17 protein-coding genes are annotated in these 18,459 nt (G+C 52.4%); 10 read left to right on the top strand and 7 right to left on the bottom strand.

The genetic code is table 11. The features are described from left to right. Positions 1 to 13: 13 nt before the first annotated feature. Positions 14 to 1,531 carry a CYTH and CHAD domain-containing protein gene (locus ACXAGQ_RS08775; RefSeq protein WP_475253305.1) on the bottom strand — a complete coding sequence of 506 codons (1,518 nt, stop codon included), beginning with the start codon at positions 1,529 to 1,531 and terminating at the stop codon, positions 14 to 16. A gap of 184 nt (positions 1,532 to 1,715) precedes the next feature. Between ACXAGQ_RS08775 and ACXAGQ_RS08770 the strand changes: the two genes are divergently transcribed. The 3 genes from ACXAGQ_RS08770 to ACXAGQ_RS08760 all read left to right on the top strand — a co-directional run bounded on the left by ACXAGQ_RS08770 (position 1,716) and on the right by ACXAGQ_RS08760 (position 4,441). Continuing rightward, entirely contained in the window at positions 1,716 to 2,396 is a 681-nt protein-coding gene (locus tag ACXAGQ_RS08770; protein WP_039456252.1) for a TIGR00153 family protein, read from the top strand. Positions 2,397 to 2,428: 32 nt separating this feature from the next. After that, positions 2,429 to 3,697 (top strand): inorganic phosphate transporter, encoded by a 1,269-nt coding sequence (locus ACXAGQ_RS08765; RefSeq protein ID WP_475253303.1) that lies wholly within the window; start codon positions 2,429 to 2,431, stop codon positions 3,695 to 3,697. A gap of 129 nt (positions 3,698 to 3,826) precedes the next feature. After that, the gene (locus ACXAGQ_RS08760) at positions 3,827 to 4,441 is read left to right on the top strand and encodes a TIGR04211 family SH3 domain-containing protein (protein ID WP_475253301.1); all 615 of its coding nucleotides are present in this window, start codon (positions 3,827 to 3,829) and stop codon (positions 4,439 to 4,441) included. 85 nt (positions 4,442 to 4,526) lie between these two features. Here ACXAGQ_RS08760 and ACXAGQ_RS08755 read toward each other — a convergent pair whose 3' ends face one another. Both ACXAGQ_RS08755 and ACXAGQ_RS08750 read right to left on the bottom strand, forming a co-directional pair. Beyond that, positions 4,527 to 5,462 (bottom strand): general secretion pathway protein GspB, encoded by a 936-nt coding sequence (locus ACXAGQ_RS08755; protein ID WP_475253299.1) that lies wholly within the window; start codon positions 5,460 to 5,462, stop codon positions 4,527 to 4,529. Beyond that, on the bottom strand, positions 5,462 to 7,138 hold the full coding sequence (locus tag ACXAGQ_RS08750) for an ExeA family protein (RefSeq protein ID WP_475253297.1): 1,677 nt from the start codon (positions 7,136 to 7,138) through the stop codon (positions 5,462 to 5,464). Before ACXAGQ_RS08750 ends, ACXAGQ_RS08755 begins: the two co-directional genes overlap by 1 nt. A 203-nt stretch (positions 7,139 to 7,341) precedes the next feature. Here ACXAGQ_RS08750 and ACXAGQ_RS08745 point away from each other — a divergent pair, with 203 nt between their 5' ends. After that, positions 7,342 to 8,568 carry a multifunctional CCA addition/repair protein gene (locus ACXAGQ_RS08745; protein WP_475253295.1) on the top strand — a complete coding sequence of 409 codons (1,227 nt, stop codon included), beginning with the start codon at positions 7,342 to 7,344 and terminating at the stop codon, positions 8,566 to 8,568. 101 nt (positions 8,569 to 8,669) lie between these two features. On the opposite strand, the gene ACXAGQ_RS08740 is transcribed toward ACXAGQ_RS08745, so the two are convergent. The 3 genes from ACXAGQ_RS08740 to folB are packed head-to-tail and all read right to left on the bottom strand — an operon-like array spanning position 8,670 to position 10,320. Then, on the bottom strand, positions 8,670 to 9,473 hold the full coding sequence (locus ACXAGQ_RS08740; RefSeq protein ID WP_475253293.1) for an undecaprenyl-diphosphate phosphatase: 804 nt from the start codon (positions 9,471 to 9,473) through the stop codon (positions 8,670 to 8,672). A gap of 8 nt (positions 9,474 to 9,481) precedes the next feature. Further along, on the bottom strand, positions 9,482 to 9,970 hold the full coding sequence (folK, locus tag ACXAGQ_RS08735; protein ID WP_475253291.1) for a 2-amino-4-hydroxy-6-hydroxymethyldihydropteridine diphosphokinase: 489 nt from the start codon (positions 9,968 to 9,970) through the stop codon (positions 9,482 to 9,484). Then, positions 9,967 to 10,320: a dihydroneopterin aldolase gene (folB, locus tag ACXAGQ_RS08730; RefSeq protein WP_475253289.1), complete on the bottom strand. Its 354-nt coding sequence runs from the start codon at positions 10,318 to 10,320 to the stop codon at positions 9,967 to 9,969. Before folB ends, folK begins: the two co-directional genes overlap by 4 nt. Positions 10,321 to 10,536: 216 nt before the next feature. On the opposite strand from folB, the gene plsY reads away from it, so the two are divergent. Next, positions 10,537 to 11,160 (top strand): glycerol-3-phosphate 1-O-acyltransferase PlsY, encoded by a 624-nt coding sequence (plsY, locus tag ACXAGQ_RS08725; protein ID WP_475253287.1) that lies wholly within the window; start codon positions 10,537 to 10,539, stop codon positions 11,158 to 11,160. Between the two features lie 62 nt (positions 11,161 to 11,222). On the opposite strand, the gene tsaD is transcribed toward plsY, so the two are convergent. Next, on the bottom strand, positions 11,223 to 12,245 hold the full coding sequence (gene tsaD / locus ACXAGQ_RS08720) for a tRNA (adenosine(37)-N6)-threonylcarbamoyltransferase complex transferase subunit TsaD (RefSeq protein ID WP_475253285.1): 1,023 nt from the start codon (positions 12,243 to 12,245) through the stop codon (positions 11,223 to 11,225). Between the two features lie 183 nt (positions 12,246 to 12,428). Here tsaD and rpsU point away from each other — a divergent pair, with 183 nt between their 5' ends. From rpsU to ACXAGQ_RS08695, 5 genes are all read left to right on the top strand, one after another. Beyond that, positions 12,429 to 12,644, top strand: a complete 216-nt coding sequence (gene rpsU, locus ACXAGQ_RS08715) for a 30S ribosomal protein S21 (RefSeq protein ID WP_005301411.1) — start codon at positions 12,429 to 12,431, stop codon at positions 12,642 to 12,644. Between the two features lie 27 nt (positions 12,645 to 12,671). Then, positions 12,672 to 13,115 carry a GatB/YqeY domain-containing protein gene (locus ACXAGQ_RS08710; RefSeq protein ID WP_475253283.1) on the top strand — a complete coding sequence of 148 codons (444 nt, stop codon included), beginning with the start codon at positions 12,672 to 12,674 and terminating at the stop codon, positions 13,113 to 13,115. A gap of 175 nt (positions 13,116 to 13,290) precedes the next feature. Continuing rightward, positions 13,291 to 15,051, top strand: coding sequence for a DNA primase (dnaG, locus tag ACXAGQ_RS08705; protein WP_475253281.1), 1,761 nt, complete (start codon positions 13,291 to 13,293; stop codon positions 15,049 to 15,051). A gap of 93 nt (positions 15,052 to 15,144) precedes the next feature. Then, positions 15,145 to 16,986, top strand: a complete 1,842-nt coding sequence (gene rpoD, locus ACXAGQ_RS08700; protein WP_475253279.1) for an RNA polymerase sigma factor RpoD — start codon at positions 15,145 to 15,147, stop codon at positions 16,984 to 16,986. A gap of 133 nt (positions 16,987 to 17,119) precedes the next feature. After that, on the top strand, positions 17,120 to 18,442 hold the full coding sequence (locus ACXAGQ_RS08695) for an IS4 family transposase (protein ID WP_475253277.1): 1,323 nt from the start codon (positions 17,120 to 17,122) through the stop codon (positions 18,440 to 18,442). The last annotated feature ends 17 nt before the right edge of the window (positions 18,443 to 18,459 follow it).

Below are 18,459 nucleotides of genomic sequence, written 5' to 3'. Positions count from 1 at the left end.
TATCGCGATTGTTTTATGGCCAGTACGGAAGCAGCTCGATACCCATCTGGCGAGTCTGATCCATCGCATGGATCAATGACTCTTCCTTGCGCTGGAGCCATTTTTCAATCTGGCTGCGATCTTCTTCGTCTTCCTGCTCGCCCAGCAATTGGCGGATAGGCTCAAGATGGCGCAGATCCTCAATTCCCTGCTGCAAGTCCAGCCACGGCATACGGAAAGCCATGCGCTTTTCTTCTTCATATAAAGAGGCAAAGCTCAAGCCGCTCATCAGGTTGCGAAGCAAGCGCGGTTGCTGATCAAGGTAGTCAACACGGTTTAGCTGGCGCTCGGCCGGGAAGACATCCAGCAGTTCCTGCCACGAGCGTCCCAGCATATTGTCGGCAAAACCTTTGACCGGCTCGGCCAGGCGTGCTTGGGACTTGTCGTCAAGGAAAGGCTGCCAGCCCCGGCTCAAGATCCAGCGGCTTAAGTTGAGCAGCAGGCCGCAGTAACGTGCCGAGCTCAGCAGAAGTAACATTTCGTTGTCGCTAGGCAGTTCCGACTGGACAGCTTCAAGCTGTTTGACCAGTTGCTTGCGCGCGTTGAGCTTTTTCAGCGCATGGCCTTTTTCTGCCAGTAAATACTCCAGGCCTGCGGCGTCACCGAGCCAGTCCAGCTCTACTTCCAGCCACTGCAGTTCCTGTCGCAGCAGGGCACTGGCCCGGCGCGGGATCATGCCGCCGAAAGTGACCAGAGTTTGGCGGATCAAGCCCAGCGCTTGCTGAATTTGAACCAGAGCTTTTGGCTCCTGGCGCTCTGCAAAGATCTGCTCGTGGTAATGCCAATGGCCCAATGCATGCTCGAGGGTTTTGACAAATACCGTTTCGACCGACTCGCGGCCGTCTAGCTTGACCGGTTCAAGCTGGGTGACTTCATCACCTTGGTGGCCTGCAGCCAGGCGATAGCCCCGCGCGGCTTTGCTAAGGTTACCCAAGCGCATACCGCCATCGGCGCACAACTCACGGGCCAGGGTAAACAAGGCATCCGTTTGGCCTGATTTCAATTCAAGTTCCACTTCGCAGATCGGCGTTGTTTGGCCATTGGCACTCACTTCGCCTTGGTCAAACGCCAATTCGACCTGGCTGCCGTCAGGCATCGCGACCAACCATTGCTGGCGGACGAAATCTGTAGAGAAAAGCGGGGCAAGTTGCTGCTGGGTGCGCTCGACCTCGAAACCTTCCGGCCAGGCATCAACAGGATGCAAGGCAAGATCCGGTTCGGTGCTATTGGTTTCGGCATTGTATTCCGGGCGCTGGTGCAGCCCGGCGACCACGCGACCAGCAGTCTTCAATGTTTGGACAAATACATCATCAAAACGACGGATCCGAAGACCGATATCGTGCTGGCGAAGAATTTGGTCTGGGGTGTCGAAGTAGACATTGCCTAACTCGCGACGACTTTGCTGCAGAACTTTCGCTTCAGCGATTTTTTTCAGTAACTGGCTCGAAAATTCTGGTGAGACGAAAAACTTCAGTTCTATCTCAGTTTCCATAGTTCTACCTATAAACAGTGGCAAACCAAGGATATTGGCAATTGCACTCCGGGGCAAGTCTGAAATATAAACAAAACCTTGATCGAAATTAGTTCCCCTATACTTACTTATGCGTTACCATGCGCGCCTTAATGACCATCGCTCAAGAATTAGCCATTTAAGGCACTTTCTAGGTTATTCGGCTATGCCAGTAAATACTATTATGGGACTATTTGCTAAGTCCCCGATCAAACCTCTGCAACGCCACGTTACTCGTGTAAATGAGTGTTGCGAATTGCTTGTCCCTTTCTTCGAAGCCTGTAAGGCGGGTGATTGGGATCAGGCGGCTGTTTTGCGCGAGCAAATTTCCCAGCTTGAAAAAGATGCGGATGTGCTCAAGCGTGAAATCCGTCTGAAGCTTCCTCGTGGCCTTTTCATGCCAGTCGATCGTACTGACATGCTTGGTCTACTGACCCAGCAAGATAAGCTTGCCAACTTGTCGAAAGACATTGCGGGCCGCGTCTTGGGTCGCCAGCTTCAAATTCCTTCCGAAATGTATCCTGACTTTATTGCCTACGTTCAACGTTGCCTTGACGCCGCCAACCAGGCGAACCGTGTCATCAACGAACTGGACGAGCTTCTTGAAACAGGCTTTAAAGGCAGAGAAGTGACGCTCGTGGCTGAGATGATCAACCAGCTTGACGTTATCGAAGACGATACCGACAGCATGCAGATCAAGCTTCGCCAACAGCTCATGTCCATCGAAGACCAACTCAGTCCGGTGGATATCATGTTCCTTTACAAGATTCTCGAGTGGGTTGGTGCTATCGCTGACCAGGCACAACGTGTCGGCTCTCGTCTTGAAATCATGCTATCGCGCTCATAAGCGAAAGAATGTAACAAAAACAAGGTTTTACAATGGAAATCCTGGCTAACTACGGCACCATTCTTATTTTGGTGGCGGCTTTTTTTGGTCTATTGATGGCTATTGGTATTGGCGCAAACGATGTTGCCAACGCCATGGGTACCTCGGTCGGTTCTAAAGCACTGACGGTTAAACAAGCAATCATCATTGCGATGATCTTCGAGTTTGCGGGTGCTTACCTAGCAGGTGGTGAAGTTACAGATACCATCCGCAAAGGGGTTATCGACACCTCGCTATATGCTGCCAATCCGGAAGTATTGGTGTACGGCATGATGTCAGCCCTATTGGCTGCAGGTACTTGGTTACTGGTTGCGTCCTACATGGGCTGGCCGGTATCTACTACTCACTCCATTATTGGTGCCATCATCGGTTTTGCCTGTGTTTCAGTAGGTACTGATGCTGTTGACTGGAGCTCTGTTCAGGGCATCGTCGGCAGTTGGCTTATCACACCGTTGATCTCGGGGCTGTTTGCTTATGCTATTTTCATCAGCGCCCAGCGCCTGATCTTCGATACTGATAACCCAGTAATCAATGCTAAGCGCTTCGTGCCTGTCTACATGTTCATGACCACGATCGTAATCGCTCTAGTTACGATCAAAAAGGGTCTGAAACACGTAGGCCTTCACCTCTCGAGCGGTGAAGCATGGCTGGCATCTGTAGCTGTGTCCCTCATTGTAATGGTGTTTGGTTACATTTATATTAACCGTAAATACACAGACGACGGTTCGACTGTTGATAGCAATGGATATGCCGGTGTTGAGCGTATTTTCAGCCTGCTGATGGTGGTTACAGCTTGTGCGATGGCCTTTGCCCACGGCTCTAACGATGTAGCCAATGCTATCGGTCCTCTTTCTGCCGTTGTCACTACCGTTCAGAACATGGGTGAAATCACGGCCAAGAGTCAAATCGCTTGGTGGATCTTGCCGTTAGGTGGTTTCGGTATCGTTATCGGCCTAGCAACAATGGGTCACAAGGTTATGGCCACCGTTGGTACCGGTATTACCGAACTAACGCCAAGCCGTGGCTTTGCTGCCCAGCTAGCAACCGCATCAACAGTTGTGCTTGCTTCTGGTACGGGTCTGCCTATTTCAACCACCCAAACACTAGTTGGTGGTGTTATTGGTGTTGCCTTTGCCCGTGGTATCGCAGCACTGAACCTGGGTGTGGTCCGTAATATCGTTGCCTCTTGGGTTGTTACCCTGCCAGCTGGCGCCCTGCTTGCAGTCATTTTCTTCTACGCAATGCAAGCTGTGTTTAGTTAAACACCGTCAAAGCGGGCTCAAGATCAAAAGAGGGAGGCTATGCCTCCCTCTTTTCTTGCACCCAACGCACAAAATTCTTAGACTTCCTCTCTTAGAGAAAAAACAGGCTCTCCCCCAAGGAATCAAATTGTGAAGCAGCTAATCAGCTTACTATTATTCGCTTGTGCAATGGCGACCATGCCTGCACAGGCCCAAACTCGGTATATCTCCGACAACCTATTTACCTACATGCACAATGGCCCTAGTACGCAATACCGTATCATGGGTAGTGTGAATGCCGGTACCAAAGTCGAACTACTGGAAACCAACCGCGAGACTGGCTTTAGCAAAATCCGCGATAACCGTGGCCGCACCGGCTGGGTTAACACTGATTTCGTTTCGACCCAAGTTGGCCTGAAAGTGCGTTTCCCTGCGCTCGAAAAAGAGCTGACTGAAGTGAAATCCCAGCTAGAGGAAGCGCTGGAATCTGGCGATGAGAAAACCGCTAGCCTGCAAAACTCACTGAAGCTTCGCAACGAACAAATTTCTGATCTGGAAACCCAGAACGGCCAGCTGAACGAGCAGCTGATGACCTCGCAGGCTGAAATCCGCGAGCTGCGTGCCCGCCTGGATACCCAGAAAGATGACCTGCTGATGCGCTGGTTCACCTACGGCGGCATGGTTGCCGGTGGCGGCCTGCTGTTTGGCCTCGTCCTGCCGCACCTTATCCCGCGCCGACGCAAGCGCAACAACGGCTGGGCATAATCCCGGTAGCGAGCACCGAATCAAAAAAGGCAGCGGTAACGCTGCCTTTTTTATTGCCCATTTTTATTACCCATTCACCAGCGGCCTACCACTCCGACAGGGCCGGCATCGAAATCAAATATGATTCGAAATCAAAGATAACGTTACGGGGCTCAATACGCCGCAGTGTCACACCCGGGGCGATCTCATCCCCTTCATACGCCTCGCTGCCATTGACCTTCACCCAGCGGCTGTTGGCAGCCGAAGAGTAAATGTGGGTCTGAAAATTCAGCGACGGGATCCGGTCCTGAACCGATGCCGGCAGGTCGCCGATGGAAACCGCGCTCATTGGCTGCTGTGGCTCAGGCATTGGTGGCAGGCGCTCCTCCCGCAACAGCTGGGGAAGTGACTCCCCATCCCCCGTCGCTGCAATTGCCGAGCGAAGCTGGCTGGCGAGTTGAGGAGACAGCTCGGAATAATCCAGCGCGTCCAAATCCCAGCTGTCATCCGCCGACGATGCCGCTGGGGCTGGCTCGCTTTCCCAGCCACTTGGTTCACTGGCCGCTTGCGCAGATGTTGAAGCTGTCTGGGTATAACTCACCCGATACGGCTGCCCTGTTTGTTGAGGGAGTGGCTCGGCATAAAACTGCGGGTAATCCAGTCTCTCAATTCCTTGCGGATATTGCAGCGTGTCAGTTACCGCTGCGACTTCAATTACCGCGGCAGGTGTCATTTCAGATGCCGCCTCTAGTGTCGGTGTAGATATCTGCTGTACGGCGGTCACAGATGCAGATGTCTCTGTGACAGTGGCCTGATATTCAGCGGTATGAAGCTGAGGCGCAATACCCGTTTCCGTTTGTTGCTGCTGATAAAACAAATACCCTAGCATCCCGATCACCGGCAGAGCAAAACCGGCTCCAGTCAGTAGCCAAGGACTTGTTTGCTTTGGAGCTGTCCCCGTTCGATATGCTGCCCCCGATGGCAATGCTGCTGGTGAACGATGAGCATCCGACTGAGCCAGGGCTGATAATAACTTCGACATTAGCTTTTCTCCGGTTGCAGGGTTGGGCCTGGCAAATTCAAGGCTGAATCTATCACCATCAAGGTACGAGGCCCGGCGATCCCATCCACCGATAAATCTTGTGCGCGCTGGAAGCGGCGTAGTTTGTCTAGCAGTTTCTGCTCAAAAGTATCCTGATTCTCCGGCATCACGCCCAGCAACTGGCTTAGCTGGCGATCGAGCCATTGTACCCTTGGCCCCTGCTGGCCATAACGAATCGCGGTTTTGTCCCCCAAAGGTGGTCGCCACAACAAGATGTATTCTCCGTTCCAACGCTGTGCCAACCATTGCGTACTGACGGCAAAACGCTGCCCAGCCAACAGCAACTCAACTTTGTCCTGGCCAATCGCAAACAAAGTTGCAAAGTAGCTTTCTCCACTCGGCTCACTGAGCTCAACAATCGCTGGACGGTTAATCAATGCCAGTTGCTCCAGTGAACCCGTTCCGTTAAAACAGCTGAGCTGGACACGGCTGCCTGATTCGCAGTTGGCCTGATTGAGTTGGGTGCTGTACCCCCAGAGTTTATACAGTGTCTGCATCGCGAGACGCTCAGAGCCAGCCTGGCTAACCACTTGCTGCCACAACTCCTGTGGCGACAGTCGCTGTGACCTAACCTGCTGAGGTATAGCCTGTTGAGGAGTGGTCTGCTCCGCCTCGGTGACAGATTGTGTCAATGGCGGCTGAGAAGCTTCAGACGCCACCGGCAGAGACTGGTTGTTAGGTTGCGACAATATACCCGACCAGTACCCCAACCCAACGGCAGTGACAATACCCGCGGCCAAAGCGACAGCCAAAGGCTTGCGTGAGACCTGTGGTGTCTGTGCATGGCTAGGGGCAGTGTATTGCGGCAATTGCCAACTCAAGACATCACTGCACGCCCGCTCGACCAGCTCTTTGTTCAGCAAATGGGTCGATTGCTGGTGGGCCAGCTGCATCGACTTGTCACACACAAGGTTGATCAGACGGGGGATCCCGCCGGTTGCCTTGGCTATTTGTTTAGTCTGGGCAGGGGCAAACACCTCATGCAAACAGTCCACTGCCTGCAGGCGGTAATGAATATACTCTCGCACTTCATCTTCAGTCAGCGGCAGCAGATGGTAACGAGAAGTGATCCGCTGCGCGAGCTGGCGCAACCTGTCCTGTTGCAACAACTGCTGCAGCTCAGGCTGACCGACTAGCACCACCTTGAGCAGTTTGACACTGTCTGTTTCTAGGTTGGTCAACAGGCGCAGCTGCTCGAGCACTTCCGGCAGCAAATGCTGCGCTTCGTCGATCAGCAGCAGTGTCTGGCGGCCTTCCCGGTGGTTGGCCAACAAATGCTGATAGATGCCATCAGTCAGGATTTTGATGGTTGCCTCATCGGTATAATCTATTCCCAGCTCATCACAGAGGCTAGCAAGCAGCTCCCGTGTAGACAGCGACGGGTTCATAATAACCGCCACCTGGGTTTCCTGAGGCAGACGCGAAACCAACGCGCGCAAAACAGTTGTCTTGCCGGTACCCACTTCGCCGGTCAACAACCCGAAACCGCCCCCTCCGTTGAGGCTGGACAACATATGGGTAAGAGCCTCCCGGTGGCGCTCGCTCAGATACAGGAAGCGCGCGCTGGGAACGATAGAAAATGGTGATTCGGTGATCCCAAAAAAGTCCTTGTACATGCCTTTTGATCTCTTATTGTCGGCCTGAAGGGGGAAGCCCCTACGTTACCTGTCCCTTAACTGAATGTATAGCCTTTCAACTCAAGCCTGACAAGCGTTTGCGCCCCAAACCTCGGCCTGCCGCAAGCCATTCGTGACGGCCAGGAAGGTTTGGTATACTGGAGCAATAACAGTCTGCTGTCAGAACGAAAAAGGATAAATCAGTGCAAACGTATTTAGTTGGCGGGGCTGTTCGTGATGCCCTGCTTGAATTGCCCGTCAAAGACAAAGACTGGGTGGTGGTTGGTGCAACCCCCGAGCAGATGCTGGAGCAAGGCTACAGCCAGGTCGGGAGCGATTTCCCGGTTTTCCTCCACCCTAAAACCAAGCAGGAGCATGCCCTCGCCCGTACCGAGCGCAAATCAGGCCAAGGTTATACCGGGTTCACCTGCTATTCAGCCCCCGATGTGACCCTTGAGCAGGATCTGATGCGCCGGGACCTGACCATCAATGCCATTGCCCAGGCGGAAGACGGCAGCCTGATCGACCCCTACCAAGGCCAGAGAGACCTGGAGCTGCGCCAGCTCCGCCATGTCTCCCCTGCTTTTGTCGAAGACCCTTTACGCGTGCTTCGCGTCGCCCGCTTCGCCGCCCGGTTTGCCCACCTTGGTTTTTCCGTTGCTGCCGAAACCATGGCGCTGATGCAGGATATGGTAGTGGCAGGCGAGCTTTCTGCCCTGACGCCGGAGCGGGTGTGGATAGAATGGGAAAAATCGCTGCACTCGGACAACCCTGAAGTCTTTCTCAAAGTGCTTCGCCAATGCGGCGCCCTGGCGGTCGTCATGCCTGAAATCAATGCCCTGTTCGGCGTTCCCCAACCGGAAAAGTGGCACCCGGAAATCGACTGTGGCATCCACACCCTGCTGGTTGCAGAGCAAGCAGCAACTCTCAGCCCCTCGACAGTCGTCCGCTTTGCCGCCCAGGTCCACGACCTTGGCAAAGCCCTGACCCCGGAAGAAGAACTCCCTAGCCATAAAATGCACTGCCATACCGGCCTTGATGCCATTCGTGGCCTGTGCCAGCGCCTGCGTGTGCCCAACGAGTACCGCGATATTGCCCTGATGGTCTGCGCCCAGCACACCAAGCTGCATTTTGCCGCCGAGCTGCGACCAAGCACCTTTATCAATATCTTCGACCAAATCGATGCCTGGCGTAAGCCCGAAAGAGTCGCCCAGCTGGCCACCTGCTGCCGGGCTGATGTGCGTGGGCGAACCGGTTTCGAAAACGATCCCTACCCGCAGGCCGATATCTTCGAGGGTGCCTTTGCTGCCGCCCAGGCCGTTGAGGTGAAACCCATCGTCGAGGCAGGCTTCAAGGGAAAAGAGATCAAAGAGCAATTGACCCTGCGCCGGGCAGAGGCCGTCAAAACCGCATTGACAACGCTGCGTTAGCTATATGGGTTGCGACCTGATTACCCTGCAACAACAAAAAAGCCCGGCTCTATGTATGAGCCGGGCTTTCTATATCTATACCAGATTTAGCTGATGCGATATTACTGTGTCAGCAGGAACGAAATCAGGCCCGCACCAAGCAGCAAGCGGTAAACCACAAACGGGAACATACCCAGGCGAGTAACCAGCTTAAGGAAAGCATGGATACACGCATACGCACTTACAAACGAGACCACAATACCAATCAACAAAGCATCAAGCTGGATTGGCGCGCCACTCACGACCATCTTCATGCTCAGGTAACCACCGGCAAGCAGGATAATAGGGATCGACATCAGGAACGAGAAGCGTGCTGCGGCTTCACGGGTAAAGCCAAGGTAAAGTGCCGCCGTCATGGTTGCACCGGAGCGCGAGGTTCCCGGGATCATCGCCGCCGCCTGTGCCAAGCCGATATACAATGAGCGCTTCCAGTCAGCCTGGTATTCATCATCTTTTTGCGGGGCACGCACATCTACCCACCACAGCAGCAAGCCGAAAAAGATAGTCGTACAGGCGATCACCCACGCCGAGCGCAGGTAGATCTCGATAATGTCTTTCATGAACAGGCCAAAAATACAGGCCGGGATCGTAGCCAGTACAATCATCCATGCCAGTTTGGACTCAGCGCTGTGCTCTTTCTTGAAGATTGAGCTGATCCACGCTGACAGCAGGGCCACCACTTCCTTGCGGAAATACCAGATGACCGCGGCCAAGGTACCCACGTGGACCGCGACATCGAATGCCAGCCCCTGATCATCCCAGCCAAGAATGGCAGATGGCAAAATCAAATGAGCTGAGCTCGAAATCGGCAAAAACTCAGTCAACCCCTGGATCAGGGCCAGCACAAAGGCTTCAAAGTAACTCATAATTATCCCTAGACAACAAAATGATGTTCGACAGGCCAAAGCGCCTGTTCAAAACGAGAATCATGCCAAAGCTCGGTCACCGTGCGGCCGTCACCCGGGATCACCAGATGGGGGCACAGCTCCACCAATGGCTGCAACACGAAGGCAAACTTGAAAATATCGCTACGCGGTAAAACTGGGTAGGTACTCTGCACGGTATCCCCGTAGAGGAGAATATCCAGATCCAAGGTACGGCTTTGGTTTTTGGCCGCATCGGGCGAGCGACCATGTTGCAACTCCAGCTGCTTCAGCGCGTGCAAGAGTGTATCCAATGACAAAGACGTTTCGATGACAGCGACGCAGTTATAAAAGTTCGGCCCGCTAAAGCCCACCGGCTCAGCTTCGTAAATGGTCGAAACCTTCATGTCGCTACCCAGCTGGCTCAGCCCCACCAAACCGGCGTGCAAATAGTGCTCGCGGTCAATATTGGAGCCAAGGCTGATATAGACCGTGGTCACTTGCTTCCCCGCTCGATCACCACCCCGACACCGCGGGCATTGGCCACCGCACCCGGCTTGGTCACTCGTACCTTGATCCAAGGCACCGAGAACTGGGTCATGATCAGGTTAGCGATTTCCTCCGCGACACGTTCCACCAACAGGAAACGACCATTTTGGATATGCTGTGTCACCGCATCACTGACCGCCGCATAATCCAATGCATAGGCAACATCATCGCTTTGTGCCGCCGGATGATTGTCATGTGCCATTTCCAAATCAAGCACCAATTTCTGCTTAATTTCCTGTTCCCAGTCATACACACCAATGGTGGCGATGACTTCAAGATGTTCGATAAATACTGAATCCATGTTCAATCGCTAATTATGTTAGAGGTCGGATACCTAATTTGAGCAAAAACGCGTATTATCAGGTCGTAATCGTCTATATACTATGATCTTGATTTATATGATCAACGTATTGCCTATATGGCGCTGGCTGAGCACTATACCATATGCCGCCCTTTCCAACATGGCTGACGATAGATTAAATCAGTGGCTGACGGCCACAACCGACCAGGACCCTGCATGACACCACTTGTTCTCATGATCATTATCGGCGCTTACCTACTGGGATCTATCTCCAGTGCCGTTTTGATCTGCCGCCTTTACGGCCTGCCGGATCCGCGCGAGAGCGGCTCGGGCAACCCGGGGGCAACCAATGTCCTGCGCCTCGGCGGCCGGGGGGCGGCTGCCAGCGTGCTGGTGTGCGATGTACTCAAGGGCATGCTACCGGTCTGGCTGAGCTATTTCATCGGCGTCAACCCCTTCATGCTGGGTTTCATCGGCATTGCCGCCTGCCTTGGCCATATCTACCCGATTTTCTTTCATTTCCGCGGCGGAAAAGGGGTCGCGACCGCACTCGGTGCACTGGCACCGATTGGCTGGGATCTAAGTGGGCTGCTGATCAGCACCTGGCTGCTGACCGTCCTCTTTTTTGGCTACTCCTCGCTGGGATCCATGGTAACGGCTTTGGCTGCCCCGCTGTTTACTTGGTGGGTAAAACCGGAGTACACCATGCCGGTTGCCATGCTCTCCTGCCTTATTGTCTTCCGCCACCATGACAATGTCCGCCGCCTGCTCGAAGGTGAGGAAAGCAAAATCTGGGATAAATTCCAGCGCAGAAACAAAACAACCCCGCCACAAGACTGATCACCAGCCTGCCACGGGGTTGCTTCTTCATAATAATTTGATGTCTCTTATAAGGCAGATGCTTACTCGCCTTTGATCGGCTTGAGCTGATCGATAGGCCAACGCGGGTAGGCTTTCACACCCAAATCCATCGTTTCCTGGTTCTTCAGCCGCTGCATACCAGCGAAAGCGATCATCGCTCCATTATCGGTACAGAACTCAGTACGCGGGTAGAATACTTCTCCACCCATTTTCGCCATCATGGTTTCCAGCTGCTCACGCAAATGTTTGTTGGCACTTACACCACCAGCAATGACCAGGCGCTTGAAGCCAGTCTGCTTCAGGGCACGCTTGCATTTGATCGCCAAAGTATCAACAACCGCTTCCTGGAACGCATAGGCAATATCAGCACGGGTCTGCTCGTCATCGTCATTGGCGCGAATCGTATTGGCCGCAAACGTCTTCAGGCCAGAAAAGCTGAAATCCAGCCCCGGGCGGTCTGTCATCGGGCGCGGGAAGGTAAAACGCCCTGCCGTCCCCTTGTCTGCCAAACGCGACAGCAGCGGGCCGCCCGGATAGTCCAGCCCCATCAGCTTGGCGGTTTTATCAAACGCTTCACCGGCCGCATCGTCAATCGATTCGCCCAGGATCTGGTATTCGCCAATACCCTTTACTTCCACCATCATGGTGTGGCCGCCCGACACCAGCAGTGCGACAAACGGGAACTGTGGCGGGTTATCTTCCAGCATAGGTGCCAACAGGTGGCCTTCCATGTGGTGCACCGCAACAGCCGGTAAATCCCAGGCATATGCCAGACTGCGGCCAATGGTCGCCCCGACAAGCAGCGCCCCAACAAGCCCAGGGCCTGCGGTATATGCCACACCGTCCAAATCTGCTGGCGTCAAGCCAGCATTGTTAAGCGCTTCCTTGATGAGCGGAATCGTCTTCTTTACATGGTCACGCGAAGCCAACTCAGGTACCACACCGCCATAATCAGCGTGCAGTTTTACCTGGCTGTAAAGTTCGTGTGCCAATAGGCCCTTTTCATCATCGAAAATAGCCACACCTGTTTCGTCACAGGAGGTTTCGATGCCCAGTATACGCATAACAACCTCTATACTTATGGTAATTGGGGGCCATACTACCGCCCTTGACAGAAATTAACCAGTTCGGGGTTGCAGAATGCTTTACAAATGCCCCCAGATCAGATTAGAATTTCGCACCATTTTTAATCAGCTGACACTTTTTGAACGTCAGCATTAACCGAATCACTCTGAGGTGAGTATTACATGCCAGTAATCAAAGTACGTGAAAACGAACCGTTTGACGTAGCACTACGTCGTTTCAAGCGCTCTTGCGAAAAAGCAGGTATCCTTTCTGAAGTACGTCGTCGTGAGCACTTCGAAAAGCCTACTACTGTACGTAAGCGTGCGAAAGCAGCGGCAGTTAAGCGTCACCTGAAGAAATTGGCTCGCGAAAACGCGCGTCGCGTTCGTCTGTACTAATCTGCTGATTAACAGAAGGAACGTGTTATGACCCTGATTGAGCGTCTAAAAGACGAACAAAAAACAGCGATGAAAGCCAAAGACAAACCTCGTCTTGGCACGATTCGCCTGGTAATGGCTGCAATCAAACAGCGTGAAGTCGACGAAAAGATCACTCTTTCTGAAGACGACGTGCTGGCAGTATTGACCAAGATGGTAAAACAGCGCCGTGATTCTGTTGCTCAATACGAAGCAGCCGGTCGCCAAGATCTTGCTGATGTTGAGCTTGCTGAAATCACAGTACTGGAAGAGTTTATGCCACAGCCACTGACCGACGACGAAGTCGCCGCTCTGCTGGATGAGGCTATTGCTGCAACCGGTGCTGCCAGCATGCAAGACATGGGCAAACTGATGGGCGTGTTGAAGCCACAAGTTCAGGGTCGTGCCGATATGGGTAAAGTTAGCCAGTTGGTGAAAGCCAAGCTAGGTTAATCCCTACCCTATTTCTGCAACAAGCCGTGCTATCCGGTTCCGGACTGCGCGGCTTGTTTGTATTTATTTCCCCATCAATTTTTATTCAACGCGGTTAAATCAAAGTGCTATTATCAGCCAACGATAACACTTTAATTTGACACCCCCACTCCAACGCAGCAGGTAACACCACGCTATGGCAGGAAAAATCCCACGTACTTTTATCGATGATCTCATCTCACGGCATGACATCGTAGATATTGTGGATGCCAGGGTTAAGCTCAAGAAACAGGGCAAGAACTTTGGTGCCTGTTGCCCGTTCCACAACGAGAAGACACCGTCTTTCTCTGTCAGCCAGGAAAAGCAGTTCTATCACTGTTTCGGCTGTGGCGCCCACGGCAACGTCCTTGATTTCGTCATGGAATTCGACCGCCTGGAGTTTGTCGAGGCAATCGAGGAGCTGGCCTCCCAATTAGGTTTGGAAGTACCGCGCGAACAAGGCAGCGGTGGTGGCCAGTCAGGAGCCCGCAGCAAAGAAAAGCTCGGCCTGTACGAGATGATGGGGCAAATCTCCCAGTTCTACCAAGGCCAGCTGCGTACCCAGGAAGGCCAGGTCGCCATTGACTACCTCAAAGGACGTGGGTTGTCTGGTGAGGTGGTCAAAAAGTTTGGGATCGGCTTTGTCCCGGATCAGTGGGACCAGGTTCGCAACCGCTTTGGCCGCGATATGCAGGCCCAGCAGGCACTAGTCAGCGCCGGTATGCTGATCGAAAATGACAACGGCAGGCGTTACGACCGTTTCCGCGGCCGGGTAATGTTCCCAATCCACGATCGCCGCGGCCGGGTGATTGGCTTTGGTGGCCGGGTACTGGGTGACGGTACCCCTAAGTACCTCAACTCGCCGGAAACGCCGATCTTCCACAAAGGGCGAGAGCTCTACGGTTTGTACGAAGTACTGCAAGCCTACCGCGAGCCAGAAAAGCTATTGGTGGTCGAAGGCTATATGGATGTGGTTGCCCTGGCCCAGTTCGGGGTCGACTATGCCGTTGCCTCACTGGGTACCTCGACCACCGGTGACCATATCCAGATGATGTTCCGCCAGACCGGTACCGTAGTCTGTTGCTACGATGGAGACCGGGCCGGCCGCGACGCGGCATGGCGCGCGATGGAGCAAGCACTGCCGTACCTCAACGACGGCCGCCAGCTCAAATTTATGTTCTTGCCAGACGGCGAGGATCCCGACACCTATATCCGCCAATACGGCCAGGAAGGGTTCGAGCAGCAAGTCGATCAGGCCATGACCCTGTCGGATTTCATGTTCAGCACCTTGCTGCAGCAGGTAGATACCAGCAGCAATGAAGGCAAAGCCAAACTCAGCACCCTCGCCGTGCCACTGATCGACAAGGTACCCGGCGGCACGCTGCGACTCTATTTGCGTGAGATGCTTGGCAGAAAACTGGGATTACCCAACGAAGAACAGCTTCAGCAACTAATCTCTAAACAAGGGGCCGAGGCGCCGAAGAAGGCGGGCCAGCCGGAAATCAAGCGTACCCCGATGCGCGAAGTTGTCGCTTTATTAATCCAGAACCCGGAATTTGTGAATAGCCTAGAATTTGATATGGCCGCATTTGAAGGGATTGATGTTGCTGGACTAAATTTATTGATAACAATAGTTGAAAAGTGTCGGGCCAACCCCAATATTAAAACTGGACAACTCCTAGAGGGTTGGCGCGGAAGCAAAAGTGAAGGGATGCTAGCACGTCTGGCCGCCTGGGAACTGCCTCTTGCCAAAGAAGAGGACAACACTCTAGATGTTTTTCTTGACGCAATGGACAAAGTCATTGACCAGTGCGTTAAACAACAAATCGAAAAGTTGCAGGCTAAATCGAGAACCGTCGGCTTATCAGTCGAAGAGAAGCGGGAATTGCAGTTGCTGATACTCAACCGTCCCGGCTAGTAAGTAGTCATCAATTAAGAAATTTGTTATAATTATTGGTTTGCATCTCTGCATACTACTATTCTCAATCAGACCCTAAGTTGGATATCGTCTATGGAGCAAAATCCGCAGTCACAGCTAAAGTTACTTGTTGCTAAAGGCAAGGAACAAGGCTATCTGACCTACGCCGAAGTAAATGACCACCTACCAGAGGACATCGTCGATTCTGACCAGGTGGAAGACATCATTCAGATGATTAATGACATGGGTATCAAGGTGGTTGAAACTGCCCCTGATGCCGATGATCTGATGATGACAGAAGACAATGCGGACGAAGACGCGATTGAAGCCGCGGCCCAGGCCCTATCAAGTGTAGAAAGCGAAATTGGCCGCACCACTGACCCAGTACGTATGTACATGCGTGAAATGGGTACAGTAGAACTCCTTACCCGCGAAGGCGAGATTGATATCGCAAAGCGCATTGAAGATGGTATCAACCAGGTTCAGTGCTCTGTTGCCGAATACCCAAGCGCCATCGCCTACTTGCTTGAGCAGTTTGACAAGGTAGAAGCAGAAGAGCTTCGCCTGACTGATATCATTTCTGGTTTTGTTGACCCGAATGAAGAAGAAACAGCTGCACCGACAGCAACGCACATCGGCTCTGAGCTAAGCGAAGCAGATCTTGAAGATGAAGACAAAGATCTGGAAGAAGACGATGATGCCGATGAAGAAGAAGAAGATACTGGTATTGACCCAGAGCTAGCTCGTGAGAAGTTCAACGACCTGCGTATTGCCTATGACAATATGGCTTTGGCGATTGATACTCATGGCCGCCAGGATCCTAAAACAGCCGTTGCTGTTGAAGAGCTATCTGAAATCTTCAAGCAGTTCCGTCTGATCCCTAAGCAGTTCGACAAGCTGATCAGTTCTTTGCGCGAATCTATGGACAAGGTTCGTACCAACGAGCGCCTGATCATGCGTATGTGTGTCGACAACAGCAAGATGCCGAAGAAAACGTTTGTTAGCCTATTTGCCGGCAACGAAGCTTCTTCTGCCTGGATCGACGAAGCACTGAATTCAGGCAAGCCTTACGCTGAACGCCTGAAAACGTACGAAGAAGACCTTCGTCGTGCAACGACCAAGCTTAACATTCTGGAACAAGAAACAGGCTTGTCTATCGAGCGTATCAAGGACATCAGCCGTCGCATGTCTATCGGTGAAGCAAAAGCCCGCCGTGCGAAGAAAGAGATGGTTGAAGCAAACTTGCGTCTTGTTATCTCGATTGCTAAGAAATACACCAACCGCGGCCTGCAGTTCTTGGATCTGATCCAGGAAGGTAACATCGGCCTGATGAAAGCGGTAGACAAGTTCGAATACCGTCGTGGTTACAAGTTCTCGACCTATGCAACATGGTGGATCCGCCAGGCAATCACGCGTTCTATCGCTGACCAGGCACGTACTATCCGTATCCCTGTTCACATGATCGAGACAATCAACAAACTGAACCGTATCTCTCGCCAGATGCTTCAGGAAATGGGCCGCGAGCCATTGCCGGAAGAGTTGGCAGAGCGTATGCAGATGCCGGAAGACAAGATCCGCAAGGTACTGAAGATTGCTAAAGAGCCTATCTCGATGGAAACCCCAATCGGTGATGATGAAGATTCGCACCTAGGTGATTTCATTGAAGATACCACGCTTCAGCTGCCTATGGATGCCGCTACGGCAACCAACCTGCGTATGGCGACCAACGACGTACTGGCAGGCCTGACGCCGCGTGAGGCGAAAGTACTGCGTATGCGTTTCGGTATCGACATGAACACTGACCACACCCTAGAGGAAGTGGGCAAGCAGTTCGACGTTACCCGTGAGCGTATCCGTCAGATCGAAGCCAAGGCACTGCGTAAGCTACGCCACCCAAGCCGCTCAGACGTTCTGCGCAGCTTCCTGGATGAATAATCACCCATCCGGACACAGTTGATAAAAACGGGCCCTGAGGCCTAATGCCGATCAGTTAAGCCTAAAATGATCGGTTGAACGATCCTTGGAGCATGTCAAAATCCGTGTGTATTCAATGCACTCGGATTTTTTTATGTTTCTCAGACAAGCACTCAATACTGTTCATAACTTCTCAACCGAACAGCTTTCAGGACTATCCGATCTTCTCTCTCCAGAAATGATTGATGAATGCCTCAAAGATACTGGTATCGCTACTATCAGAAAACGCCGTTTACCGATGGAGATGATGGTATGGAGTGTTGTCGGTATGTCTTTATATCGGCACTTATCTATGGAAAAAGTTGTCTCTCAACTCGATATTCTCCTTCCGGGTAAAAAGCCTTTTGTCGCACCGAGTGCGGTTATCCAAGCGAGAAAACGTCTGGGTTCAAATGTAGTCAAAGCGGTGTTTAACAAGACCCAGAAGTTATGGCATGCGAAAACGCCCCACCCAGATTGGCACGGCTTAACATTACACGCTGTCGATGGTGTTGTTTGGCGCACTCCTGAGACACCAGATAATGACCAGCACTTTGGTCGCACAGGAAATAAAACAACCATATCGGACTACCCGCAAGTTCGTATGGTCTGCCATATGGAACTCACCAGCCATTTACTGACAAGTGCCGCTTTCGACTCAGTATCAAGCAGTGAGATCGATTTAACCACTCAGCTTGTCGACCGTTCTCCGTCAAACAGCCTAACCATTTTTGACCGAGGCTTTTATGCTCTTGGTCTACTTCACCGTTGGCGAAGCAGTGGAGATGAGAAGCATTGGTTAATCCCGCTTCGTAAAGGAGCTCAATACACGACAGTAGCCAAGTTAGGGCGTGGGCAAGAACTTGTTGAACTCAAGTTATCACCTCAAGCCAGAAAGAAATGGTCGGATGCGCCGGAAACACTGCAAGCGCGGCTCATCACGAAGAACATCAAGGGTAAAGAAGTTCGCTTGCTTACATCAATGACAGACCCATTAAGATACCCGGGCGCAGACATCGCAGAGCTATACAGCCACCGTTGGGAAATAGAGCTAGGTTACAGAGAAATGAAGCAATACATGCTCCAAAATAACCTTACCTTAAGAAGCAAAACACCAGAACTAGTGACCCAAGAACTATGGGGAATGCTACTCGCTTACAACCTATTAAGGTTTTTGATGTGCCAAATGGCCTATGACCAGAAGAGCGTCATGCCATACCAAATCGGGTTCAAACAAGCCTCTTTGTTCCTAGTAGGCCAGCTTCAATTACTGCCCGCGGTGGCTCCTGGCAGAATCCCGGAGGTGATGAATTACATATTAGATATGGCAGAAAGTTTTACGCTGCCGGAGAGAAGGGAAAGAAGCTACCCAAGAGCAGTAAAGAAAAGGCCTAGCCGCTATACGACTAGGCCCCCAAAAAGGCGTAAGTTATCTTAACTTACATGCATTAGGCC

Source organism: Photobacterium sp. ABD4_091, from assembly GCF_056160145.1.
Note: the sequence above shows the minus strand (reverse complement) of the source record. Positions and strands in the feature narration are given on the sequence as shown.